Consider the following 24,620-nt stretch of genomic DNA (forward strand, 5'->3'; position numbering starts at 1 on the left):
CCCGTCACTTGCCTTTTCGGTTACGAATCCGAGGGCTGCAGACCGGCAAGTTAAGCTAGTGGAACACAGACCTGAGAGTATAAATGGAGTTCTGCAACAGCCACAACCCTTTTTTCGGAACACGGTAGCCAAGCTTCTAGCTGCCATTTTCATTTCTGAGCCGTTCCTGTTCTTCCCGCACCAGCGCCTGCAGTTCGGCCTCCGAGGGCAAATTCACCTGATACTTGCTGACAAATAGCTGCTCGGCCAGACCTGTGGTGGCGTAACGTACCAGCGTATCGTTCTTCCGTGCGCACAGAATGAGCCCCACCGGTGGGTTGTCGCCCTCTGTCATTTCGTGTTCCCGGTAGTAGTTCAGGTACACATTCATCTGCCCGGCATCGGCGTGACTGAAGGCGCCAATCTTCAGATCCACCAGCACGTGGCACTTGAGGATGCGGTGGTAAAACACCAAGTCAATGAAGTAATGCTCATTGTCGAAGGTGATGCGCTTTTGGCGCGCCTCGAAGCAGAAGCCGCGGCCTAGCTCCACTAGGAAGGTTTGTAAGTGCGCTAGGATGGCCGTTTCCAAGTCGCTTTCGCTATAGCTCGCCCGCTCTTCTAAGTTTAGGAATTTCAAGACATAGGGGTCTCGTACCACGTCGGCAACTACCAGCGGCTGCGCCCCGGCGTGGCCCGCCAGCACCGCCGCCTTGTCAGTCGACAGCCCCGTGCGCTCATACAAGGCCGAGTCAATAGCCCGCTTCAGCTCCCGCACTGACCAGCTGTTCTTGACGGCCTGCACCTCATAAAAGCTGCGCTGCAACGGTCGGTTCAGAGCGAGCAATTCCAGAAAGTGTGAAAAGCTAAGCCGGCTCAGCAGCAGCGCCGGCGCAATGCCGGGCAGGTTAGGCGACGCTGGGGCCGGTGTGATGGCCGGCCACGCGGGTAGGTGCAGGGTGTGCCGCAAACCCGCCCGTTGTAATTCTGCAGACACTGTCTGCAACATCCCAGGATAAGCCCGGTAGAACTCCCGACACTGGTATAGCCGCCGTTCGGCCAGGCCCTTCACCTCGCGCAACTGCCGCGCTAACTGCGAGAGCAACTGCGTGCCATAGGCGGCCCGGTCGCTGCCGTGCTGCTCATACTCAGCAATGTGCCAGCCGATAAGCCAGTTGCGCACCGTTAACTAGGAATTGATCTGCTGAGCGGCGGCTTGTTGCGTTTGCGCGTGAAGCTGCGCAATCTGTTCGGCCAGCGTCGAAAGGGAAGTCTCTGCCATAGGTGGCAAGATAGCCAGCTAATGGATAATGGATCGTTTACGCCCGCACCACGACGGTGAAAGCTGGTTAATGACTGCTAATTTTAGTGTGACAGCAGTGGCTAAGAAGGTGTCTTATCTAAGCTAATAGTTTCATAGTCTAGCCGTAACACTCCCATAATCCTGCGCCAATAGCTTTGCGGACTACAACCAAAACGCAAATGCATGGCATTCAATTACTTAAATTTGCTAAGCAAACCTTGTGCAGTTGCAGCTTCGGTAGTCTTGCTGAGTCACACGGTCTTTGCGCAAGCCCCGACGGTAACAGGAGTCGTGACCGATGACAAGGGCCAAGCCCTGCCGGGGGCAACTGTGGTGATCAAAGGCTCCACGACGGGCACGTCGACCGATGCCAGCGGCAACTACTCGCTTCCGGTGACCAGCAACACCGTGCTGCTGGTCACTTACATTGGCTTCGTTACCCAGGAAGTTCCCGTCGGTTCGCAAACCACCGTGAACATTCGCTTGGTGCCTGATGCCAAGCAACTCAGCGAGGTCGTGGTGACGGCCTTGAACATCAAGCGCGAACAGAAAGAGCTAGGGTATGCCACGCAGACGGTAAGCGGGGAAAGCTTGGTGCAAGCCCGGCCGAACAACTTCGTCCAGGCGCTGTCGGGCAAAGTAGCCGGGCTGAACCTGCTGTCATCGGGCTCAGGCCCTGTTAATTCGACGCGGGTTTCGCTGCGCGGCGATAATTCCTTGAACCCCAATGGTAACAATGCGCTGATCGTGCTCGACGGCGTGCCCATGAACAGCGGCCTGACCAGCTCCGGCGTGGGGAGTGCCTATGGGGCGGGTTCGGGCAACGACGTCCCCGTCGACTTTGGCAACGGCATTGCCGACATCAACCCCGATGATATTGCCAGCATCACGGTGCTGAAGGGGGCCAGTGCTACGGCGCTTTACGGCAGCCGCGCGGCCAATGGTGCGCTGATCATCACCACCAAGTCGGGGGCCCGCGCCACGAAAGGGATTGGGGTGTCGGTCAACAGTAACTTCAGCGTGAACACGGTGCTGAAATGGCCGGACTATCAGTATGAATACGGCCAGGGCACTGGGCGCTCCTTCAACGCGGCGGGCGAGCCCTACTACTCTTACGCCGCTTCGCCGGACGGGGCCGGCACGGGCGGTACTAGCAGCGCCTTCGGACCTAGGTTCAACGGCCAGCACTACTACCAGTACGATCCGGCTACGCAGACGCAATCTACCGACCCTGTGCCGTGGGTGCCCTACAAGGATAACATCAAGGGTTTCTGGCGCACCGGCTCCACGATTACCAATAGCGTCGCGTTGGAGGGCGGCAACGAAACCAGCTCGGCCAGGGCCTCCATTACCCACTCCAAGAACCAGTGGATCATGCCCAACACGGGCTACGAGCGCATGGCGGCGGCCCTGAGCGTGCAGCACAACATCTCCAAGAAGCTCAAGCTCACGGCGAAAGCGACGTACACCAACCGGAAGAGCGACAACTTACCGGCCACGGGGTACAACAACCAGTCGATGTCTTACTTCATGATTTTTCAGAACCCCAACGTGAGTCTGGACGCGTACCGGGGCATCTGGAAAAAAGGACAGGAGCAACTCGACCAGATCCACCCGTTCAGCTCCTTCATCGACAATCCTTACCTGATTGCCTATGAGATGACCAACTCCGTGGATGCGCGCAATACGGTGGGCAACCTAGCCGCCACCTACCAGATTTCGCCCAAGTTCGATCTACTGCTGCGCTCCGGCCTCACGATGGGTCAGGAAGAGCGCGAGCAGCGTCGCCCTTACAGCACGGCCAACTTCCAACGCGGCTACTACAAGCAGCAGAACATTGCCAACTCGGAGTCCAATACCGATTTCCTGCTCACCTATCACCAGAAGCTTAGCAGCAAACTGGAGTGGCGAGCCTCGGTGGGCGGTAACGCCATGAGCCGCCGCTACCGCAGCACCGACGCGTCGGTGGTGGGCCTGGTGATTCCGGGCGTGTATAAGCTGACCAACGGCGCCAGCAGCCCCTTGCTGCTGACCAGCATCAGCAATAAAAAGATCAACAGCCTTTACGCTTTTACCACGTTGGCCTTCGACGAGAAGATTTTCGTGGACCTGACGGGCCGTAACGACTGGTCGAGCACGCTGCCGGTGCAGAACAATTCGTTCTTCTATCCTTCTATCAGCTCTAGCTTTATCCTGAGCGAGTTGCTGCCTCTGCCGCGCCAGATTTCGCTCTCCAAGCTGCGCTTGTCTGCGGCTCAGGTCGGCAATGATACCGACCCGTACCGGACGCGCAAGTACTACGGGCAGAGCGACTTTCCTGGCTCGGGCTCGGTACCAACCACTTTGCACAACGCCAACTTCAAGCCCGAAATCACGACTAGCTACGAGGCGGGCTTAGAACACATTCTGTTTCAGGGCCGGCTCGCGCTCGACGTGACGGTGTACCAGAACGTGACGCGCAACCAGATCTTGGACGTGCCCCTGGACCAGACCACCGGCTACAGCCGCGCCGTGCTGAACGCCGGGGCAGTACGCAACCGCGGGATCGAAGTCGTGCTGAACACCACTCCCGTGGAGCTAGCCAACTTTCGCTGGAAGAACACGCTGACTTGGTCGCGGAACAAAAACAAGGTGCTCGAGCTAGCCGACGGCGTAGACGACCAGCAGGTGATTGGCGCGGGCGGCAACGCCACCATCATTGCCAAAGTGGGGGGCACAACCGGCGACCTCTACGGCTTTGGTTTTCTGCGGGCCCCCGATGGGCAGATCATTTACAACAAAGACGGTCTGCCGGCCCGCCCGGCCGATATTCAGTACATCGGCAACGCCTATGCGAAGTGGAAAGGTGGGTTCCTAAATGAGTTTTCCTACAAGAACGTCCGCTTCAGCTTTTTGCTCGATGGGCAGTACGGGGGCATCATCTACTCCCAGACCCACCACAAAATGACGGAGCAAGGCAAGCTGAAGCACACGCTGAAAGGCCGGGAAGAAGGGTACATTATCGGGGAAGGCGTGGTGGCTAACGCAGACGGCACCTACGCACCCAACACTACGCAAGTGATTCCGGCCACTTATTACGGCGACTACTACCGCCGGGCCAACGTGGAATCCAACTCCTTCGACGCCTCTTACCTGAAGCTGCGGGAGATGCGCCTGGACTACACCTTCCCCAAGCAACTGCTGGCTAGAACGAAAGCCCTTACCGGCGCTACCATTGGCCTGTACGGCCGCGACCTGGCCATGCTGACGCGCTTCCCCATGTTTGACCCCGAGACGGCCGCCCTGAACGGGGGGACCCTGCTGCCCGGCGTCGAAATTGGTCAGCTGCCCTCGATGCGCACCATGGGCGTGAACGTGACGCTGAACTTCTAATCCCGCTTAGTCTCTCCTCCTTATGATCAAGAAAGCTTTATTGCTGCTGCTTGTCTTCAGCGGCAGCCTGGTGTCGTGCACCGATGAGTTTGAAGAACTCAACACGGATCCGACGCGCATTGAAAAGATAAGTCCCGGTACGCTGTTGAACCCCATCCTCTACGAGATGGCCAGCTTCAACACCGACCGCAGTGCTGGTTTCACCTTTGACCTGATGCAGGTCTCGCTGCCGTACCCCAGCGTCAGTGGGGGCCTCCACCGCTACGACGTGAGCGAGAGTGCCGGCAACTCCACTTGGACAACCTATTACCGCTGGCTAGCGAACCTCAAAGAGATGCGCGTGGCGGCTGAGGCAGCCGGGGACCCCAACTACCAAGCCATTGCCCTGACGCTGAATGCGTGGACCTACTCGCTGCTAACGGACTGCTTTGGGGATGTGCCCATGACGGAGGCCGCGCGCGGAGACGAGGGCCTGTTTTACCCAGCCTTCAACTCGCAGCAGGAGATTTACACGCGGATTCTGGAGGATCTGGAAACCGCCAATGGCCTGTTTGCCCCAACCGGATCCATGGTGTACGGCACCGATCTACTCTACGGGAACAACGTAGCCAGTTGGCAGAAGTTCTGCAACTCGCTGCACATGAGGCTTCTCTTACGTGTAGCGAAGCGAACGGAGATGAATGCCGCCGCGAAGCTGGCCGAAATCATCAACAACCCCATCAAGTACCCGGTCTTCACCCAGAACAGCGAAGCCGCGTTGTTGAAGGTCACGGGCGTAGCGCCCAACTTGTCGCCTTGGGGCCGCGCCATTGACTTTACGACGGGGCGTGCGGCGGCCGAGTTCTTCGTGGAGAACCTGAACACGCTCAATGACCCGCGCCTGCCCAAGTTTGCCAGTCAAGCGCGGGCCAGCGATGGCAAAACGACGATCGGCTACAAAGGCATCCCCAGCGCCTATACGGGGAGTGATGCGCAGTTCAAGTACGTGCCTTCTAATCTCAACGTCGCGTTAATAACAGCGCCGATGGTGTGCGTGATCATGACCTATGCGGAAGTGGAGTTCATCAAAGCCGAGGCAGCGCAACGAGGTATCACCAAGGGTGATGCCAAGACTGCGTACGAAAAAGGGGTGAAAGCCGCTGTGGAGCAGTGGGGCGCCACGCTACCGGCTACGTACTTCCAGAATGCGGCGGCCGCCTACGATGGCACCCTGGCGCGTATTATGCTGCAGAAGTATTATGCGCTGTTTTTCAACGATTACCAGCAATGGTTTGAGTACCGCCGCACGGGATTACCCGCCTTGCCCAAGGGGCAGGACCTACGCAATGGCGGCATGATGCCGGTGCGCTTCCGCTATCCCACTACGGTACAAATCAGCAATGGCGACAACTATCAAAAGGCGGTGGAAGCCATGGGAGGTGATAACATCAACGTCAAAGTGTGGTGGGAGAAGTAGCCCCTCGAGCTAGTTGCTGGGGCTGGCTAGCGGCTAGTAGGTAGCCGCAGGTCCTAGCGCACGACCTCCGGCAAAAACGGCCGGTTCCCCAACCACCTACCAAAGCCCCAACCTAGCTAGGTTGGGGCTTTCCTTGCTTCTACGCCTCACCCCATAGGCTGCCTTGCGCAGGCCACACGTGCGGCTGGAGAACAAAGAACGTATCATGACCTCCTGTCCACTGAAAGCAATGGCTAGGATTCTGTGGAGGCCTCGGAGCTTCGAGCAGACGTCGTAAGCGCTCACGATAGCGCAAGTACTTCACCTTTCCCGATACGCCTGGATCGGGACGCCGCGGTGGCGCAAGTACTTGTAGAGGGTGACCTTGGAGATGCGCAGCTGGCGGGCAATCTCATCGACGCCGAGCTGCTGCTCGTTGTACAAGGTCTCGGCGACGATGGCCGCGCGCTCAGCTTCTTTTGATAGCCCGCGCCGGCGTCCTCCCACCCGACCCCGAGCGCGGGCGGCCGCAAGGCCCACCTGGGTGCGCTCACGAATGAGCTCGCGCTCAAACTCGGCCAGCGAGGCAAACAAGTTGAACACCAGTCGGCCCTGGGGGGAGGCCGTGTTGATGGCGTCCGTGAGCGAGACCAGACCGACCCCGCGAAACTCAAACTCAGCCACCATGTCGAGTAGGTGCTTGAGCGAGCGCCCCAGCCGATCCAGTTTGTAGATGTAGACCGTGTCACCCGGGCGTAAGCTAGCCAGCAGGTGGTCGAGTTCAGGTCGCTCCCTGGTAGCACCGGAGGCTTTCTCCTGAAAGATGCGCTCGCAGCCGACACTTTGCCGCTGTACCCATCCGGGTAGGCCTGCAGCCAGGTAGCGAGCCGTTCTACCGCCAAACGCTGGTTCTACCGTGCGTAGACAGAAAGCTGCTGGAGGGAATCGTTGAAGGCGGTTCCCGGATCGAGGCAGCAGCGTGGGGCGGACCGCTGGGCCCAAGTCAAGCAGGGTAGGAGGGTAAAAAGGACGAGGAGCAGTATCCGGACAATCATGGCCGAATATGTATTTTATTTAGACAAGATGACGATGATGAGGTCTCTTGGTGAATAACTTCTTACCCGATTTTACTTCCTGAAATATAGCCACGATCGCGGCCGGACCCTGCACATAGGTCCGCACCGCGGCCTGTTGCGCTTCCAGACTCAAGCCGGGCTCTCCCTGTTTTTGAGTAGAAACGCAGTAGTACGCCACGTAGGGCATCGGAGACTAGATGTTAATGGCTGGAAGTCTCAGATATACGTTAGGTGTGTCGTTCTAGGAAGGGATGTTCCTAGAATAGCACACCTACTAGTGCGAGTCTGCGATGTTAGCATAGGGCTGCTACCTTTATGCTATGCGTTCAAAAAAACTGTTAGGGCTGTTGCTGCTACCACTAGCCTCGTGCGCCGACACCGGTAGCTGATAAATAACGCTGCTCCTCTAACGATCATGCTGGTTGGCACAGGCAGCGATACAACGGACCTAAAAAAGCAGCTGGACTCCTACCGGGCCGACACTGCAATTTACACGCAGGCAAGCGGTAAGATCACCTTTGTGTGCCATCTCGCGACGGGCGATAGCTTGGAAATCGGACAAGGGGATGAAGGGCCGTTCTGGCATCGCAATCCGCCACCGCTCTTCTGCGATACAGTTGTTGTAAGCCCGGCAACCGGTCCATCAGTACGGCTAACGGAGGCTTCCATCCCGCAATTCGTTACAGGAACATCGGAGGAGAGGTATAGGTGCTGCGGAGAATACTTAAGAATCACCAAGGTCCATGAGGTGGCCTTTCCACAATCGCCGTAGGCTGTTTCAGTGGCCACCACTCTGGCTAGGTCACGCTGCTGGTAGCGACGCGGCAGCAGACCGTGACGCGGTTTTATGGTAAAGCGATCTAACCTATGTTTTCCGCTAAACAGTAGAGTAGACCTGGTTCGTTGATCTGCGCTTTAAGGGAGCACCGCAACAGCCCCGCGCGTTGCTAATTAAAGTATACACGCAACATTATACTTATAACGTCTCCCAATCCGACGCTTAGAAAGTGTTGTAACCCCTATAACATCTTCCGCGCAATACGACTATTGCAGAACTCCAGCAATAACTCCGCCTACTGGTCTCAACACAGGAAACAGGTAGCCGGGCCGTCAACCATCAATAACAATACTTTGTATTTAAAAGTACTTTATAATACATTTACTGCTCAGATTACCTTTCTGCTGGTCAGGGAACCGCTGCCCGCTTTACCTCACCATGCTCTCCATCGCCTCCTTGTTCCTGCTTAGGTGACAGCCCGCCCGATTCCTGTTCCTGGTACTAGTTGCCAGCCTGACCATGACCGTACCGGTCCATACCGTTCCGAACTTTTTTGGTGGGGAATCCGGTCCTGAAGAGAAGCTCATCGTCCTGAGTATACTTTTGTCCTTCTTCGGTGGGATCCCGCTGCTCATCAGCCTGCTTGTTCGCTGGTACCTCCAACCTCCTTCCGTGCAGCATACTTTGGCTGACTTTCTGGCCATCCTCTATGTAACCTTCTGGGCCTGGGTAGTAGCCCTGCTTGTTTTCGGCGTTTTGCTACTGTTGCTGCCGAGCGGCTTCGGGGTCTTTAAACTCAGCCTATACGCCGTCCTCTCGCTTGGGAGTGCGCTTGGCGCTACCGTAACGCAAGTTCGTGCAAACCGATGAGCAGGCGCTTATAGGAGCGTTTTGCAACAGCCAAGGTGGAGGAGAATGTCCAACCCTCAACCTTGCTTTCGCTCTTTCACCAGTAGCGCGTGGGTATCTGTTCAGTTGCGGCTACTTATAGGCACCTTGTCGGCAGCGGGCGCACCACAAGCACCATTATAAGGTAGCAGCCAAACAGGGTGTGGAAGCAGTAGAACTTGCCCCTGAGAATAGAGTCTGCTCTCTCACAGTATCCCTTTTTCAGGTTCCCCTCACAAACTAGTATGAAAAGAGTCGTTGTTAGCGCCCTGGTGCTGTGCTTGGTTATACTCACCGGGTATGGTTTTGTCGTACACGGACTATCGTATCAGGTGGTGGGCTATCGCCCTTATCCCCAGTCGCTGGACCAGCAGCACCTGGCGGCAGTCCGGACCCAGTTGCAAACGGTTAGGGGTAGGGTGACTACTCCGGCTACCCTACGGCAGTTCGCCGTAGCGGAGACCGCTCGGCGCCTGAGGTTTACCATGCAGTACAATGCGTTGTCGGACCCCAATAAAATTCTAGATGGCCAGCAAGCGCACTGCAAAATGTATGCGTACGTGGTCGCGGCTATTTACAATGCGGTAGCAAAGCAACGAAATTGGAAGACCGCCTGCCGAGTCGCCTATGGGCACGTTTACCTGTACGGGGTGAACCTCCACCAATTTGTTGGGGGCGCCTTCTGGCAAGACCACGATTTCTGTGTCTTCACCGATGCGCAAGGGGCGTACGCCGCCGATGCCACGCTGTACGACTACTGCTTGGTGGACCGTATTCGACTGCGCAAGTAGTCGCGTCACGGCAGGGCCAAACTGATCTCCTTTCGTAAACCTGGGTGGCGGTGGCACCAGTAGCTGGGCAGGTGAAAAATAGCACAACCAGGGGAGCTGTTCTGCTCCCCTGGTTGTGCTTCGCTATCTTTAGCGGCTCTCTACGCTCCTCATCTCTTGCTTTTGTTGATGGCTGCTGTTTCCCCCTCTCAATCCCCTTTCTTGGCAACTCGCCGCCACCTGCTCGACACCGGCTTACAGGTACTTGCCACCCAGGGCTTCGCCGCCGTATCCCTGGCCGACATTGCCACCGCTGCGGAGCAGCCCCTGGCGGAGGTATACCGCCATTTTGGGTCGAAGAATGACTTTATCCTGGGCTTGTACCAGCGCATTCACGATGAGCTGGAAGCCCGGGTGCCCGACCTGCCGGCTGAAACCGTAGCGGAACGCTTCCACGCCTTTGTACATAGCAAGTTGATGCTGCTGGCTCCTTATGAGCGCCTGCTGCGCTCGCAACTCGCTTCCCTGCTGGACGCGGACGTACCCACGGGCGTGCTCAGTCCCGCCACGGAAAACATCCGCCTGCGGGGTCTCACCTTGCTGGAAATCGTTGCGCGAGGTGCCACCGACGTGCCGGCCGAAACGCTGATAGCGCCGTTGGCACAGACCCTGTATGCCGCCCACTGGGGCCTACTCGGTCTGCGCTTACTTGATCGCTCAGCCGGCGCAGCGGCTACGGAGAGCCTGTTGCGCCTGGTGAGTGCCGGCCTCGCGCTGGTGGCCCCGCAGCTGGCCACCCTAGTCGGACCGCTGCTGCTGGGACAGGTCAGCGCCGCCATCATGCCGTTTCTGCAGGTGGCGCCTGCCGTGGATTTCGACGTCGCCCGGCGCGTGGCCAAGCTCCTGCTGCTGCATCGCAAGGTGCTGCGCACCGGAGCGGACGAGCCCACCGCGCCCGATGAGCAGAGCATTGCCTTGCTGCTCCCCAAGCTCCAGTACTTCATCGGTCAGCAACGGCCCATTCACTTGATCCTACCCGCGTTCCCGGCCAAGTCGCCCAACCGCCGGAAGGTGCTCGGCCCGTTGCCGGACCTGGGCGAGGAAATCGCGCTAACCTTCCTGCAAAGTCTCTGTCAGGACATCCGGCAGGTGTACGCGCCCGGGGCACGCCTGAGCATCTGTGCCGATGGCCGCGTGTTTGCCGACTTGGTGCAGGTGAGCGATGCCGAGGTTTCGGCCTATAATGACGAACTCAAGCACCTCTTACGGCAACTCGACACGCCGGATTTGGACGTGATCAACCTAGAAGATTTGCTCTCCAACGCCTCATTCGATGCGGCCCGCGCCTGGATCGTGGCCGAGTACGGCGAACCCCTCGACGAACTCAAGGCGCGTGTGCGCGCCAGCGAGCACCACCAGGCAATGTTCAATGGTATTCACCGCTTTGTCTCGGAAGATGGCTTGGCGCTCGCTCCGGAAAAGAGTAAAAGTCGAGTAAAGGAGGAAAGTAAGGAAGTGGCGTATGGCGTCATTCAGCGCAGCAATGCTTGGACAAGGCTCCTAGCCCAGGAGTTTCCCTACGCCGTGCGCCTGAGCATCCACCCCCAGCACCCGCACGCCGACAAACTAGGCCTGCGTATCACCCGCGCTGTGGATGATTGGCTCACGCCCTGGCACGGCGTGGTGCTCTTGCGCGACCAGGATTACGTGCTCGTGAAGCGCTACCAGGCCGAAGAACTCGGGGCCCACTTAGTCGAGAAGGATGGTCGTCCTAGCCACTATGTCGCGCAGCCGAATTCTTCACTACTTCCGCCAAATTCTTAACAGCTTCCCCGCGACTGGATTCACATCTTTGCCCAGAAAAAGCACACCGGCTGCAGGTGAGGCGCTACCACCCGACGCCGGAGAGAACCTCGTGCGACGTTGACTTAAAGGGTACTCCTGTATGATTCTTGCGGCTGTGGTCCTGGCCCGATCGCGCTGGGCTGTTTTCCCTTATTCGATTCTCTAGCAATGTCCGCTTACACCCTCGAACCCCAAGTGCCCTTCGGCCTGCTCGTATGGGCCGCCACGCCCAGCCAAACGATCGCCAGCATTCCCGCCGCGCAAATCATGGAGTGGATACGAGCGCATCGTATCTTGATATTTCGCGAATTCGAGCTGTTTGATAAAGCGCAGTTTGCCCGCTACGCGCAGCAGCTGGGTGAACCGTTGCAGTGGCCGTTCGGCGTCATCAACGAATTGCTGGTAAAACCGGATGCCAAAAACTACCTCTACACGCCCAGTGCCGTGCCGCTGCACTGGGATGGGGCCTTCGTCGGCCGCATTCCCTACCTGATCTTCTTTCAGTGCCTGAAGGCGCCGCGGCCCGAAGACCGGGGTGGTACCACCTTTGCCGACACGGGCCGGGCTCTAGCCCGCGCGACGGCAGCGCAGCGCACGCGCTGGGAGCGGGCGACGCTGCGCTACCAAACGGAAAAGGTGGTGCACTACGGGGGCACCATCACCCAGCGGCTGGTGCAGGCGCACCCAGTCACGGGGGAGCCCACGCTGCGATTTGCCGAGCCCGTACACGACCTAAACCCGGTGCGCGTCGACGTGCTGGACGTCGCCCCCACCGAGCAGGCCGCGTTGATTGCCGAATTGCAAGCGGCCCTGTATGCCCCGGAGGTGTTCTACGTCCACACCTGGCAGGATCACGACCTGGTCCTGGCTGACAACCATGTACTGCTGCACGGCCGCGAGGCGTTTCTCAACCCCAACGAGCGCCACATCCAGCGCATCAACCTGCTGGCCCGGCCCGCGCAGGGCGGCCTGTGGCGGTTTCTGAAAAACAGCAAGACGCTGCGACGCCCCGAGTTTTTGCTGGCCGAAATCCCCATCTTCTTTATTCCCATTCTGCTCAGCGCCCAAGACCAGCGCTTCGTCAAAACGCCCGAGCTGTACGTGGGTCTAGTGGGGATCTACCTGCTCTTCAACTTCGGCGATATGGTTAATACCTACGCCGACCGCCACGTCGATGCCGTCTACAAGAGCCATTTATCCAATGCTATCTTCGAACTCGGGGAGCCGGGCGTGCGCTGGCAGATGCGGGCGTCGGTAGCCGGCACGGTGCTCATCAGCCTGTGGCTGACCAAGCGTACCGGGCGCTGGCAGTTCATCCCGCTCACGCTGATGGGCTGGGCCCTCGGGTTCCAGTACTCGTGGAAGCCGCTGCACTTCAAATCGCAAGGCTTGTGGCAGCTGCCGGCGCTGTGGGCCGTGCTGTTCTTTGGCCCCATGGCCTACACCAGCAGTCTGGTGACGCGCTTCCCGAAGCCGGCGGTGCTGACGCTTTCCGCAGCCTACGGGCTGCTGCAGATGGCGGTTATCCTGCTCAACAACGCCGAAGACTATACCGAAGACCAAGCGGCCGGCCTGCGGACGATGGTCGTAGCTCTGGGCTTGCACCGCAGCATGCGCGTGGCCCAAACGATGGTGACGGGCGCAGGGCTCGTCGTGCTCGGCAGCTTCGTGGCGCTGTTCCGGGCCGAGAAGCTGCCGAAGGCCGCCTACCTGGGGCTGCTGCCCTTGGTGGGCGCACTCGCCTACGTGAGCCAGGGCTACGCCACCATCAACCAGAAAATAGCGGCGCAGGACGAAGTCGCGGCGACCACCACTATTAAAGAGAACGGGATGCTGGTGCCCAAGTGGCTGTCAGCGACCGCCTACACGAGCCTGGTAGCGGCCGGGGTGCTCTTCGCTGTGCGCGTCGCTCGCGCCAAGAAGCGGCGCGCCTAATGGACAAGCACGGCTGGTTTCTACCAGCACCACCTACCGCCCTGCCAGCAGGCTACGCTTTTTCTACAGGCTGTAACTACCCCAACGATGACCTCTCTGCCTGCTGACCTACGCCGCCATGCCGCGGCCGATTGCTATGACTGCGCCATCATTGGGGGCGGCGTAGCAGGCCTCACCCTGGCTATCCAACTCGCGCAAGCCGGGCGCCGCGTCATCTTGTTTGAGAAAGAAACCTACCCGTTTCACCGGGTGTGCGGCGAGTACATTTCGCTGGAGAACTACGATTTCCTATGTCGCCTCGGGGTGCCGCTAGCGGCAATGAACTTGCCGAGAATGACGCGCTTCACGCTCTCCTCCCCCTCCGGGGTGGCGCTGCATCACGCCCTGGATATCGGCGGACTGGGCATCATGCGCTACGAACTGGATCCCCTGCTGGCCCGCATCGCCCGAGAAAATGGCGCTACCATCCTGGAAGGCACCCGCGTGACGGACGTGGTGTTTGCCCAGGAGCAGTTCACGCTCACCACCGCTGGTGGCACTACCTATCAAGCGCGCACGGCTTGTGGGGCCTGGGGAAAGCACGCCAACCTGGATCGCACGCTGCACCGGCCCTTTCTGACGGCGGGTCGCCAGGATCGGCAGTTCGTGGCCGTGAAGTACCACCTGCACGACGTGGACTTTCCCGAAGCGACCGTGGAGATGCACAACTTTAAAGATGGCTATTGCGGGCTCTCGCCGGTAGCGGGCGGCCTAACCAACTGCAGCTACATCTCCGACGTGCGGAACCTACGCGCCCACGGCAATAACATCGCCGAGATGGAGGGCCACGTACTCATGCAAAATCCATTGCTCCGCCCCTACCTGGTGGCGGCGCAGCGCCAGGGCACACCGCCCATTGTGATCTCCCAAATCACCTTTCGCGAGCGCTCCACCGTGGACGAGCACGTGCTCATGCTAGGCGACGCAGCCGGCACGATTGCTCCGCTGTGTGGGAATGGCATGAGCATGGGGATGAATGCCAGCTTTCTGCTGCAGGGACTGCTGCTCGATTTCTTGGCGGGCCGCATTTCCCGTATGCAGCTGGAGCAGCAGTACACCCGTGCCTGGCGGGGCTTGCTGAGCCGACGCATCACGGCAGGTCGCCTTATTCACCAGGTGTTTGGCCAGCCCCAGTTGACCACGGCCGGCATCCAAGTGCTGCGACGCTTGCCGTTTATGACCGACTTTATTTTGCGGCTGACCCACGGCCAGCCCTATTAAATAACTGTATTGTTCCGTTAAACAAGTCTTAACTGAACAGACTGCACACTCACTCGCAACCGGTAAAAAAGGAGAAAGCTAGGTTAGGGCTTGGACACTTTACGGGGTCCGTTTGTAAAATGTCCAAGCCCGTTGCGCTTGTTCGGCTTGGTCTTGTCTGCTTCGTGGTATAGCCAACTTGCTCGTCGTGGCGCTTGTTGTACGTTTACCTACCTGTTTGCTTCGCGCAGTGTTCCCTGCTATGCTCCCTTCCACCCAACGCTTGCTGGTTCTGCTCTGGATTCTTACCCTGCTGGTGATGGCTAGGGGTTCTGTCACGGCTTACGTAGGTCCTCTTAACTGGCTGAGCGCGCTGCTCCTATGGGCCAGTGGCTTTTACTCGATGCTGGTGTCCGTGCCGCAGCTGCCACCTAAGTTGCTGCTGCGTGCACCTTGGGTGCTGTACCTGCTTGGGGCCGCAGCCCTGACTCTGTCCTTCTGTTACTTTGCGCGCTCGCCCGTGCACTTTACGGGCTGGTTCATCGGCCTAGTCAGCGTGCTGCTGCTGCTGGCCTTTTGCGCCACGCGCACGAGTCAGTTGGCGTTGCTGGCCACCATAGCCCTGTTGGTGCTCGTGCCCGGGCTGCTCTTGCGGCACACGAGTCTGCTGCCTTCCATCGCCGCCGGCAGCGAACCGCATGTGCGTTTGCTGCTCGCCTGCGGGGCCAACGTCAACGCGATCGAGCAACACGATACGCCGCTGATTGCGGCCGTGAACCTGGGCCGAGCCGACTTAGTCGAGTTGCTGCTACAGCAGGGGGCGGACCCGAATGGGCGCAGCAGTGCCTTCATGAACCACACGCCGGTCCTGTTTGACGCCGCACGGCTGCCGGCCGACCAGCAACGCGTGCTAGCCCTGCTGCTACAGTATGGCGCCGATCCGAACTTGACGAATGGTAGCGGCGAGACGGCGCTGGTGCATGCCCTTCGCTTTAAACAACCGCAGAACGCACAAGCGTTGCGGGCGGCCGGGGCCCGGTCAACGCCGTAAGCACTGTTGGAAGAGGGACCTATCCGGAAAGGGTCGCCGCAAACCGGCAACCCACCAGATGGGCTGTTCTAGCACCGCGAAAAGCCGCCGTGGTTCATAACACTTTCCGATAGAACGTGGCTGTTGCAGAAGTGCTAGCCGGTTGTTGGGTCCTCTCGTAGAGGGAAGATGCAAGGCAAGAAGCAGTTCACGGATCAAGTGGTCACGTACTTCCGGCTCTCCGAGCGGGTATCCGCGCATAATTTCTACCGCCGACTTGATGAGTTACTCGACTTAGGTTTTCTGTACGAGGCCACCCAAGAGCTCTACAGCCACACGGGTCAGCCCTCGCTTGATCCAGTGGTCTTCTTCAAGCTGGTGCTCATTGGCTACTTGGAGAACCTCACTAGTGACCGCCGCTTGCTTGAGCACTGTGCGATGCGGCTGGACTTGCTCTACTTTCTCGGCTACGAGCTCGACGAAGCTCTGCCCTGGCACTCCACGGTGAGCCGCACCCGGCAACTCTACCATCGGCCTTGTTCGAGCAGCTCTTTGACCGCGTCTTCGGCCTCTGTGTCAACCACGGCTTGGTCGCGGGTGACACCCAAGTCATCGACTCAGCGCCCGTGAAAGCGAATGCCTCACTCGACCGCGTGTGCGAGAAGCAAGCGGCCCCGGCCCACATGCCGAAGTTAACCGTGGTGGGGCAGCCGCCCGAAGCGGCCAGTGCTCCCCTGCCTGCTTCCATCCTATCGGCGCCAGCGCATCAACTCCGCTATGAGGCGGCGCGCAAAGCCAAGCGCAATCAGCAACCCGGCTCCTTGGGGTACCGCAACCCCAAAGCCCGGCTGCTGAGCAACAAAACCCACTATAGCCCCACCGATCTGGAGGCACGTATCTCCATTAAGCCCGGCAAAGCCCGTGCCCTGAACTACCTCTGCAGCTTAGCGGTCGACACGGCTCAAAGAGTGATCAGCCATGTGCAAGCGGATTTGGCCGACACGCGGGACAGCCTTTACTTACCCAGCATCGTCGCGCAGGTGCAGCAACGCTTGCGCACGCAGGAGCTGCACTTGCAAGACGTGGTAGCCGATACGGGCTACTCGAATGGCTTCAACTATGCCTGGCTGGAGAATCAGGGAATCACGCCTTGGATCCCGGTCTTTGATGCTTACAAACCCGCCGTGGAAGGTTTCATCTATCACGCCCTGTCCGATGAGTACCGCTGCCGCGCCGACAAGCCGTTGCCTTTTCGCAAGTACCGCCCGCGAGCGGATGGCGGGTGGACCAAACACTACCGGGCCTTCTACCAGGATTGTCAGCACTGCCCCTACAAAGCAAGCTGCGTACCCTATGCCGACCATAAGCAACTGAATCGCTCCGCCTTTGAGGCCACTTACTACCGGGCTTGGCACCGGCAGCGCAGCCTACGAGGTCAGTACATGCGTCGGGTACGCCAGCGCACCATTGAACCCGTCTTTGGCAGCTTGCTCCAGCACTACGGCTTGCGCCGCCTCAACGTGCGGGGCCAAGCCGGGGCACATAAGTCGATGCTGTTGGCGGCCATTGCCTACAATCTGAAAAAACTGCTGCGGTATTCACCCAAGTAGCAGTTGGGAATGGCCTTAGCATTGCCCCTGCCGCCACCTGGATTACCGTTTAGGCTCTGCTGCGGGCGGCGTAACCGCACGAAGAACTACAGAAGTGGCCGCTAGCTTAAACCAGCTGGGAGTTCTGCAACAGCCACAAATGTTATCCTATGTTCGCCTACCAGCCGTAATTCAAGGCTACTGAGAAGGAAAAGGGAGGAGTAAGATTCCAATGTTATGGAGCCTGCGAGCTCGTTTTACATGACAATCCCCTCCCTTTTCTGGGGCCACTTTGGACCGTTCCATGAAGCCAGCGAGCTTGTATAAGGATAGTAAAAGACGCTCTAGAAGTCCTTCTTACCCTTCCATTCACTTCTTTCTCCTCGCCAGGTATGAATCCGCAACTTCATCTTTCTGTGGTTGGCATTGATGTGAGCAAAGCCTCACTGGCCGTCTGTTACTTGCGCCAGGAGCAGGTACAGCACCTGGAAGTCAGCAACAGCAAAACCGGCTTTCAGCAGCTGGTGAAGGCTTGTGGGGCTCAGTGCCTGTTCGTGATGGAAGCCACCGGTACCTACTACTTAGCCTTAGCCTATTACTTGCACGAACAGGGTGGGCAAGTAGCAGTGTTGAACCCGCTGGTCATCAAGCGCTTCATTCAGATGCACCTGAGCAAAGGCAAGAGCGACCGCAAAGACGCTCAGTGGCTGCTGCGTTACGGCCAGCAACAAGCCGTCAAGATCTGGCAGCCCGACGAGCAGGTTCTGGTGGAGTGTCGTCAGCTCGAGCAAGTGACCGAGCAGCTGCTCAAGCAGAAAACCATGGTCAGCAATGCCTTGGAAGCCTTGCAGCAGCAGCCCATCATTAGCAAGCAGGCCTTGAAACGGCTGCAGCACACGCTGAAAGTACTCACCCAGCAAGTACAAGCCGTCGAAGCCGAATTGCTGACCTTGCTAGAACAGCGCTTTGCTTCGGAGATGACGCTGCTGTGCTCGATTCCGGGTATCGGCCGCAAGACGGCCGGTATGCTGCTCTTGTTTGCCGGCGGCTTCACCCGCCTGGATAACTACCGCCAGCTGATTGCCATGGCGGGCCTCTCGCCCCGAGAACACAGCTCCGGCACCAGCATCCGCGGCAAGGTGCGCATCACCAAAATGGGTGGCGGACTGATTCGCGGCAAACTCTTCATGTGCAGCTTTGCGGCTAAGAAATTCAATGCGGCCTGCCAAGCCCTTTATAACCGGCTCGTGGCCAAAGGCAAGAATGGCAAAGTGGCTTTGATTGCCGTCTGCAACAAGCTCCTCAAGCAAGCCTTCGCCATCATCAAATCGGGTGTACCCTATCAAGCCGATTTTACCTCAAAAATACCCCTCAAAGCTTGACTTTTAACACCGTTCATGTTCATCAACTATTTAAAGAAACGTCATGCGCTACTAGCTGGACGTGCGTCTGCGTTTTATCTAGTTTAGGTTGCCAAACGACCGCTTCGCTACGGCTTATAAATTCGAGATAATGGAAAAAGAAGATACAAGCTTCGCGGTAACAAAAGCGGAAAACGCTCGTTTGCAGGAGATTATAGTCCGTCAACAGGCCGAAATTCGGGCGTTGCAGGCCCGGCCGCTTCCGCCGGGGCCCGCAGTCGTGGCCGGTCTGGAGCACCTCGACCAATCGTTGCGGCTGCTGGAAACCGTGTTTTCGTCAGTGCTGCTGACCGATGTGCAAGGCCATATCCTCTGGCTTAATGAAGGCTTCACCCGGCTTTGTGGCTGCAAGCTGGCCGACGTCGCTGGGCAGCTCCTCAAAGACGCCATCCCGAACTACTGGCCCGATGAGGCCACAGCCGCTTATATCGATCAGTGCCGGGCCCGCAGCCTGCCCTACGAGTTTGAAGGCCCCAATCCGAACCAGCAGAGCGCTATGCGCTGGATGCGCGTGAAAGCCCAGCCGCTGCTGAACGCAGAGGGGCTAGCCCTGCGCTACATCAGCCTGGTCGAGGATATTACCGAGCAGCGCGTGGCCCAACAGGCCCTGCGTGAAAACGAGCAGCGCTTCCGCAAGCTGATTGAGAAAGCGCCGGGCGCGCTCTACGAGTGGCGCGAAAACTACGACGGCACGTACTACGTGATCTACGCCAGCCCGAAATTCTGGGAGCTGTTTGGCATCTCTCCCGAGGATATTGCCTTGATACCTAACTTCATCCATCCCGACGACCACGCGGCGTGGCGCCAGTCATTGCAGGAGGCCAACCAGCGGCAGACTCCCTGGGAGTTTGAGGGCCGGATATTGGTACCAGGCCAGCCGCTGCGCTGGTGGCGCGCCTACGCCCTGGTGTCGGACCGGGATGAGGCGGGCCTGGTGTACCGGGGCATCATGCACGATAGCACCGCGACTGTGGAGGCCCGGGATTTGGTGCAGGCCAGCAACCAGCGGTGGCGCGCCGCCATGGAGGGCGTGGGCAACCACACCTGGGAATACAACATGCGCACCAAGGAGCTGCTGATTTCGCAGCGGTACCACGAGCTGCTAGGGTACGACGCCAACGATGCGCAGTCGGCAGTGCTGCCGCACCTAACTAATATTCGGGCCGAAGACCGGGTCGCCTCCCGCCAGGCTTTTCGGGCCTACCTCAACGGCGAAACGAGCCTGTATGCCGCCACCTACCAGCTGGTCGATGCGCAGGGAGAAACCCGCTGGGTGCTGGTGCGGGGCCTGCTTACGGAGCGTGACGAACACGGCGCACCGCTGATAATGACCGGTACGCACACCGATGTGACGGACATCACCCTGGCCAACCGCGCCCGCGAGGCAGCGGCGCTGCGCCTGGCTAGCACCATCGCCGGCCTGCAGGGCGCGGTGCTGCTGGAAGACGAGCACCAGAAAATCATTCTCGCCAACGCGGCCTTCGGCCGGATGTTCCAGCTGCCATTCTCCCATGAACACTTGGTCGGGGCCGACTGTCAGGGCCTGTTGGAGGAGACTAAAATGACTTTTAGCGACGAAGAAGCCTTTTTGCGCAGCACCAGCTCCATCCGGGAGCAGCGCCTGACCGTGCACGAGGAAACAATGACGCTCAAGGATGGCCGCGTGCTCAAGCGCGACGCCACACCCATCTACGTGCAGGACGACTACATCGGCTTTCTCTGGAAGTACGAGGACATCACCGTACGGGCCACCGAAGAAGGCGCGCTGCGACGGCGGGAAGAAAAATACCGGAGCATCCTGGAAAACCTACGGCTCGGCCTGCTGGAGATAAACGTGCAGGAACAAATCGTTTTCGTCAACCAGAGCTACTGCGACATCTCGGGCTACGGCCGCGAGGAGCTGCTGCACGCGCCCATGACGATAATCGCGCCGGCCGAAGGCAGCCAGCATATTCCGCAGGAAAAGCGGGCACTGCGGGCGGTGGGTGTGGCCGACACCTACGAAGTGCCCATCAAAACGAAAACCGGCGAAACCAAGTGGCTAATGGTGAGCGGCGCCCCGCTCTACAACGACGAAAAGGAGTACATCGGCTCGATTGCGGCGCACCTCGACATTACGCACCAGAAAGAGCTGGAAATCAAGCTGCGCGAAGCCAAGAAGCAGGCTGAAGAGTCGGCCCAGGCCAAGGAGCTGTTTCTGGCCAACATGAGCCACGAGATTCGCACGCCCATGAACGCCATTCTGGGCATGAGCCAGCTGCTGGCCAAAACGGCGCTCTCCGGCCAGCAAAGCGAGTACCTGCACGCCATGACCACCTCCGCCGGGAACCTGCTCGTCATCATCAACGACATTTTGGATCAGTCCAAGATTGAGGCGGGCAAGCTGACCATTGAGCACATCGGCTTCGACGTGCGCCAGGTGTGCCGGCAGGTCGAGAAAACGCTGCAGTACAAGGCCGAAGACAAGGGGCTAGGTCTGCACGTGCACGTAAGCCCAGCCCTGCCGCCGGTGCTGCTCGGCGACCCGCACCGCCTCACGCAGGTGCTGCTGAACCTAGCCGGCAACGCCGTCAAGTTCACGGAAAAAGGCGCCGTCCGGATTTCCTGCGAGCTGCTGTCCTCCGCGGGGCCCGAGGTGTTGGTCGAGTTCCGCATCCGCGACACGGGCATTGGCATCAACCCCGCACACCTGGCCAATGTATTCCAGAATTTCAGCCAGGAAGACGCATCCGTCTCGCGCAAATTCGGGGGCACTGGTCTAGGGCTGAGCATCTCCCGCAAGCTGGCAACCCTGATGGGCGGCCAGATTCACCTCGAAAGCGAGCTGGGGCAGGGGACCACCAGCATCTTCTCGCTGCGCCTGCCCGTGGGCTCACCCGCCGACCTGCCCTGCCCCGAGCCGGCCGCCAGCCCCACGGTGCTGCGCAAAGCCCTGCGCGGCAAGCGCGTGCTGCTGGTAGAAGACAACGCCTTTAACCGCCTGCTGGCCAAGGTTTTCCTGGAGCAGGCCGGCATGCAAGTACGGGAAGCTGAAAATGGCGCCCTGGCCGTCGCCGCCCTGCAAGTAGAAGCGTTCGACCTGATTCTGATGGACGTGCAGATGCCCGTGCTCAACGGCCTGGAAGCGACCCGGCAGCTGCGGGGGCAAGGCGTGCAAATTCCCATTATCGGCCTGACGGCTAATGCCATCAAAGGCGATAACGAGAAGTGCCTGGCCGCGGGCATGAACGACTACCTGTCGAAGCCCTTTCTGGAAAACCAGCTGCTGACGATGCTGCACGAGTGGCTGCCTGCGCCGGCTGGTCCGCTAGCGGCCCCCGCGCTTTATCAACTCACCCAGCTTCGGGAAATGGCCAAGCAGGACGAGCGGTTCGTGACCTTCATGGTCGGCACTTTCCTGAAAAGCGGCGCCAGCACCCTCACCAACCTGCGCACGGGCCTGGAGCGCGGCGACATCAACGCGCTGAAAGAGGCGGCACACGAAATCAGACCGAGCCTGACGCACCTGCAAATGCAACAGCTCGTGCCCCTGTTCACGCAACTAGAAAACTGGCCGGGCACCTTCAATCGGCCGGTGCTGGAACCCCTGGTGCAGGAGATCGAGCGGCTTCTGCAGCAGGTCTTGCAGCAAATTTGGCAGGACCTGGAAACCCGCACAACCTGATGGCAGCCGGTTAGGTGATGAATAAAGAACAGCACATGAGAATTAGTACCCAGGGCCTCTGTCCCAGCGCTCAGTGCTGGTGAAAAGCACTAAGAGAGGCGCTCATGACGCTCTACATGCGTACAGGCAGTAGCCGAAAACAAGCAATAGCTTAGTTAAGCTGAACGGCCGTTTTCTGGGTATGCTTAGCGCAATACATAGACGTTGAGTGGAAGCCTAACCTCTACCAGCTGTCTAACAGGGGCTTGCTTTTGTGAGTTGGGTTCAAACCAGACAAAAGCAAGAAATAGGTCTAGCGGACAAGGTGTCTGGATCCTAGGATAAGTTGATAAACATAATGCTGCTTCTCAGACTAGTCTCGAAAAAGTGGTATCTTGTCTGCTCTTTCTTACCGTTAGGCTTATAGTATTATCCTAATAGCGCACCGTGCTGCTAGCGTCACACCTTGCGGCGTCTTTAACTAGTACACTATTTATCTTGGGAGTTTATGCCGCGCTCTATTCCTAGGCTGTTAGTGGTTGGTAGCAGCCTGCTGGTCTGTAGCCAGTGCCGGTTGCGCAATCCTTTAGATGATCCCCAACCTGCGAAGGTGTTGCCACCGGCCACGCAAACGGGTGCCGGTACACTTGGCTTTCTGGTCAATGACACGGTATGGCTGCCGCAGGGTAATTGGTTTCGCGACCGGCTGGGGGCTACTATAAGTATGGCAGCTTTGTCCTGTTTGGCAACTATAGTGTGGGGACAGACCACAGCGATCAACAAACCTTTGGGATCAATATCGGCGATGCCCGCTCTGGTCCAGGCACGTACTCGCTGTATGTGCCGATCAACAGTTCCCCGACGAACCGCGGCAATTCTGCCTATTTTGCTCGGCGCGAGAAATCCTACGAGACCAATGCCAAGCACCGGGGAACCCTAACGATTACGCGGTTGGACTCAGTAGAGCGCATTGTGGCTGGCGAGTTTCGCTTTACGCCCATCGACCCGCTCACCGGCGACTCGGTGCGCATCACTCGCGGGCGCTTCGACTTGCGCTATTAAGCGGCATGGACCATCCGCGGGCGGGCTTGGACAAGTCGCCCGTGCTAGTGCCGCATCGCTCCTGGCTCGCTACACGCTGACTAAGAGAAAGCATAAAGCTTGAATCTATACACGCTCTAGGGCAGTGCCTTATCAACCAGCTGACCACCAGATTAACCAACGCTACGGCTGAGCATATAACCTTTCTCAAACCTCCGCCTTTAAACGTTATAGCTTACCGGGCACCTCACTCGTGCGACCGTGTCTGTTTGCTCGCCCCAGGCTTACCGGGATTTTTTCTGCGCCTATCTAAAAACTGTGCTGATCTGCGTTAGCAGGAAGAGCCTACTACTCATGCGCTTATTAGCGTCTGTAGCCCGTCTTTATTCATCCGTTATGTATTCGTTCGCTATGAAAGGACTGGGGATTGTTTTGCTCATGCTGAGCAGTGCGGGAAACACTCGAAGGCAATGCGTTGGATCGCCGCACCAGCGCTTGAAAGCGCAAGGCCAACGGGCCAGCCAGCAAGTTGGGGCCCTCGCTTCCAAGTCGTGTTTGGTGCCGAAATAGCGGTAGGCATCCGCTAACGGCAACCCCGCGGCGGCGGCAATATTCGCCACGGAAACGTTGTTGACCCCTTGCTTCTCCAAGAGAGCCAAGCCGGTGTCGAGCAAACGTCGACGAGCCGACGCGGGAGAGAAAGGGAGGGCAGATGGCGTGGTCATCAAACAACAAGCAACAAAAACAGGGGGCGCGGTTAAAGGGAGCAGGGGAAAGTGCCTGTCCGCTTTTATTCCGGCCGTACATCCGCCTCTGGCAGCACTTCGGGTGGGACATCCTCGGCCGCCGGCTCATCCGCTGGCGTGAAGCGGGCTTTGAAGCGGACATACAGCGCATTCATGCCCAGCAGCAGCAGGCCCATGAAGATGAAGACGAAGGCCCGCGTGATGGTGCCGCTCCGGCTCAGATCGAAAAACACCAGCCGCAGCAGCGAGCCCAGCATACCGGCCAGGGCGAGGTAGCGCAAATCCTGCCGCCGCAGCAGCAGACTGGTGCTGAACACGGCCACCACTTCCAGCATGAGCAGCACGGTGAGCACCGAGCGGTCAAAGGACTGCACGAGCAGCAGCGAGAGGGCCAGGAAAGCCGGGTAGAGCAGCCCGGATTCGAGTACGCGGCGGGGCGGGCGGGCCAGCCGGTCCCAGGTGGGCGAGAGGCCAGCATAAGGGGTGTTTTCAGCTTGCAGGGCCAGGGTCACGTAGCCAAACAGGGAGGC

At 58.8% G+C, this 24,620-nt stretch carries 18 protein-coding genes; 13 read left to right on the top strand and 5 right to left on the bottom strand.

All coding sequences use genetic code 11. The annotated features are described in order from the left end of the window. Positions 1–136 precede the first annotated feature (136 nt). Positions 137–1,162, bottom strand: coding sequence for a PDDEXK nuclease domain-containing protein (locus IEX74_RS22625; RefSeq protein WP_229755427.1), 1,026 nt, complete (start codon positions 1,160–1,162; stop codon positions 137–139). Between the two features lie 363 nt (positions 1,163–1,525). Here IEX74_RS22625 and IEX74_RS22630 point away from each other — a divergent pair, with 363 nt between their 5' ends. Then, on the top strand, positions 1,526–4,654 hold the full coding sequence (locus IEX74_RS22630) for a SusC/RagA family TonB-linked outer membrane protein (protein ID WP_229755428.1): 3,129 nt from the start codon (positions 1,526–1,528) through the stop codon (positions 4,652–4,654). A 22-nt stretch (positions 4,655–4,676) separates the two neighbouring features. After that, positions 4,677–6,110, top strand: coding sequence for a SusD/RagB family nutrient-binding outer membrane lipoprotein (locus IEX74_RS22635; RefSeq protein ID WP_188816374.1), 1,434 nt, complete (start codon positions 4,677–4,679; stop codon positions 6,108–6,110). A 300-nt stretch (positions 6,111–6,410) separates the two neighbouring features. On the opposite strand, the gene IEX74_RS22640 is transcribed toward IEX74_RS22635, so the two are convergent. Next, entirely contained in the window at positions 6,411–7,091 is a 681-nt protein-coding gene (locus tag IEX74_RS22640) for a recombinase family protein (protein WP_229755429.1), read from the bottom strand. Between the two features lie 72 nt (positions 7,092–7,163). Then, a complete protein-coding gene (locus tag IEX74_RS23560; protein WP_188816375.1) occupies positions 7,164–7,352 on the bottom strand; it encodes a recombinase family protein in 189 nt (62 codons plus the stop codon). Positions 7,353–8,462: 1,110 nt separating this feature from the next. On the opposite strand from IEX74_RS23560, the gene IEX74_RS22650 reads away from it, so the two are divergent. From IEX74_RS22650 to IEX74_RS22700, 11 genes are all read left to right on the top strand, one after another. Then, a complete protein-coding gene (locus IEX74_RS22650) occupies positions 8,463–8,813 on the top strand; it encodes a hypothetical protein (protein ID WP_188816376.1) in 351 nt (116 codons plus the stop codon). Between the two features lie 263 nt (positions 8,814–9,076). Further along, positions 9,077–9,622 (top strand): hypothetical protein, encoded by a 546-nt coding sequence (locus tag IEX74_RS22655; protein WP_188816377.1) that lies wholly within the window; start codon positions 9,077–9,079, stop codon positions 9,620–9,622. A 201-nt stretch (positions 9,623–9,823) separates the two neighbouring features. After that, positions 9,824–11,425 carry an L-tyrosine/L-tryptophan isonitrile synthase family protein gene (locus tag IEX74_RS22660; protein ID WP_188816378.1) on the top strand — a complete coding sequence of 534 codons (1,602 nt, stop codon included), beginning with the start codon at positions 9,824–9,826 and terminating at the stop codon, positions 11,423–11,425. Between the two features lie 189 nt (positions 11,426–11,614). After that, positions 11,615–13,381, top strand: coding sequence for a TauD/TfdA family dioxygenase (locus IEX74_RS22665; RefSeq protein ID WP_188816379.1), 1,767 nt, complete (start codon positions 11,615–11,617; stop codon positions 13,379–13,381). A gap of 87 nt (positions 13,382–13,468) precedes the next feature. Further along, positions 13,469–14,641: an NAD(P)/FAD-dependent oxidoreductase gene (locus IEX74_RS22670; protein WP_188816380.1), complete on the top strand. Its 1,173-nt coding sequence runs from the start codon at positions 13,469–13,471 to the stop codon at positions 14,639–14,641. Positions 14,642–14,882: 241 nt separating this feature from the next. Beyond that, complete coding sequence (locus IEX74_RS22675) at positions 14,883–15,671, top strand: ankyrin repeat domain-containing protein (RefSeq protein WP_188816381.1); 789 nt, start codon at positions 14,883–14,885, stop codon at positions 15,669–15,671. Positions 15,672–15,839: 168 nt separating this feature from the next. Further along, the gene (locus IEX74_RS22680; RefSeq protein WP_188816382.1) at positions 15,840–16,280 is read left to right on the top strand and encodes a transposase; all 441 of its coding nucleotides are present in this window, start codon (positions 15,840–15,842) and stop codon (positions 16,278–16,280) included. Beyond that, positions 16,187–17,260 (top strand): transposase, encoded by a 1,074-nt coding sequence (locus IEX74_RS22685; protein ID WP_188816383.1) that lies wholly within the window; start codon positions 16,187–16,189, stop codon positions 17,258–17,260. The genes IEX74_RS22680 and IEX74_RS22685 overlap by 94 nt, the downstream gene beginning before the upstream one ends. Positions 17,261–17,631: 371 nt before the next feature. Then, positions 17,632–18,621, top strand: coding sequence for an IS110 family RNA-guided transposase (locus IEX74_RS22690; protein WP_188816384.1), 990 nt, complete (start codon positions 17,632–17,634; stop codon positions 18,619–18,621). 130 nt (positions 18,622–18,751) lie between these two features. Then, positions 18,752–22,324 carry a PAS domain S-box protein gene (locus tag IEX74_RS22695; protein WP_188816385.1) on the top strand — a complete coding sequence of 1,191 codons (3,573 nt, stop codon included), beginning with the start codon at positions 18,752–18,754 and terminating at the stop codon, positions 22,322–22,324. A 669-nt stretch (positions 22,325–22,993) separates the two neighbouring features. Then, positions 22,994–23,365: a Riean_0653 family protein gene (locus tag IEX74_RS22700; RefSeq protein ID WP_505678558.1), complete on the top strand. Its 372-nt coding sequence runs from the start codon at positions 22,994–22,996 to the stop codon at positions 23,363–23,365. A 362-nt stretch (positions 23,366–23,727) separates the two neighbouring features. Here the strand turns inward: IEX74_RS22700 and IEX74_RS23565 are convergent, their stop codons facing one another. Then, positions 23,728–24,069: a TetR/AcrR family transcriptional regulator gene (locus tag IEX74_RS23565; RefSeq protein ID WP_188816387.1), complete on the bottom strand. Its 342-nt coding sequence runs from the start codon at positions 24,067–24,069 to the stop codon at positions 23,728–23,730. Between the two features lie 65 nt (positions 24,070–24,134). Beyond that, positions 24,135–24,620, bottom strand: a 486-nt coding sequence (locus IEX74_RS22710; RefSeq protein WP_188816388.1) for a DUF2339 domain-containing protein, incomplete at its 5' end; no start/stop codon positions are given.

Origin of the sequence: Hymenobacter cavernae (assembly GCF_014641455.1) — a bacterium.
GTDB classification, from domain to species: Bacteria; Bacteroidota; Bacteroidia; order Cytophagales; family Hymenobacteraceae; genus Hymenobacter; species Hymenobacter cavernae.

Coding starts and splice junctions, on each gene's coding strand:
- IEX74_RS23560 (WP_188816375.1), bottom strand. CDS start 7,352: ATGCCCTACGTGGCGTACTACTGCGTTTCTACTCAAAAACAGGGAGAG.
- IEX74_RS23565 (WP_188816387.1), bottom strand. CDS start 24,069: ATGACCACGCCATCTGCCCTCCCTTTCTCTCCCGCGTCGGCTCGTCGA.
- IEX74_RS22650 (WP_188816376.1), top strand. CDS start 8,463: ATGACCGTACCGGTCCATACCGTTCCGAACTTTTTTGGTGGGGAATCC.
- IEX74_RS22695 (WP_188816385.1), top strand. CDS start 18,752: ATGGAAAAAGAAGATACAAGCTTCGCGGTAACAAAAGCGGAAAACGCT.
- IEX74_RS22680 (WP_188816382.1), top strand. CDS start 15,840: ATGCAAGGCAAGAAGCAGTTCACGGATCAAGTGGTCACGTACTTCCGG.
- IEX74_RS22690 (WP_188816384.1), top strand. CDS start 17,632: ATGAATCCGCAACTTCATCTTTCTGTGGTTGGCATTGATGTGAGCAAA.
- IEX74_RS22655 (WP_188816377.1), top strand. CDS start 9,077: ATGAAAAGAGTCGTTGTTAGCGCCCTGGTGCTGTGCTTGGTTATACTC.
- IEX74_RS22675 (WP_188816381.1), top strand. CDS start 14,883: ATGCTCCCTTCCACCCAACGCTTGCTGGTTCTGCTCTGGATTCTTACC.
- IEX74_RS22670 (WP_188816380.1), top strand. CDS start 13,469: ATGACCTCTCTGCCTGCTGACCTACGCCGCCATGCCGCGGCCGATTGC.
- IEX74_RS22665 (WP_188816379.1), top strand. CDS start 11,615: ATGTCCGCTTACACCCTCGAACCCCAAGTGCCCTTCGGCCTGCTCGTA.
- IEX74_RS22635 (WP_188816374.1), top strand. CDS start 4,677: ATGATCAAGAAAGCTTTATTGCTGCTGCTTGTCTTCAGCGGCAGCCTG.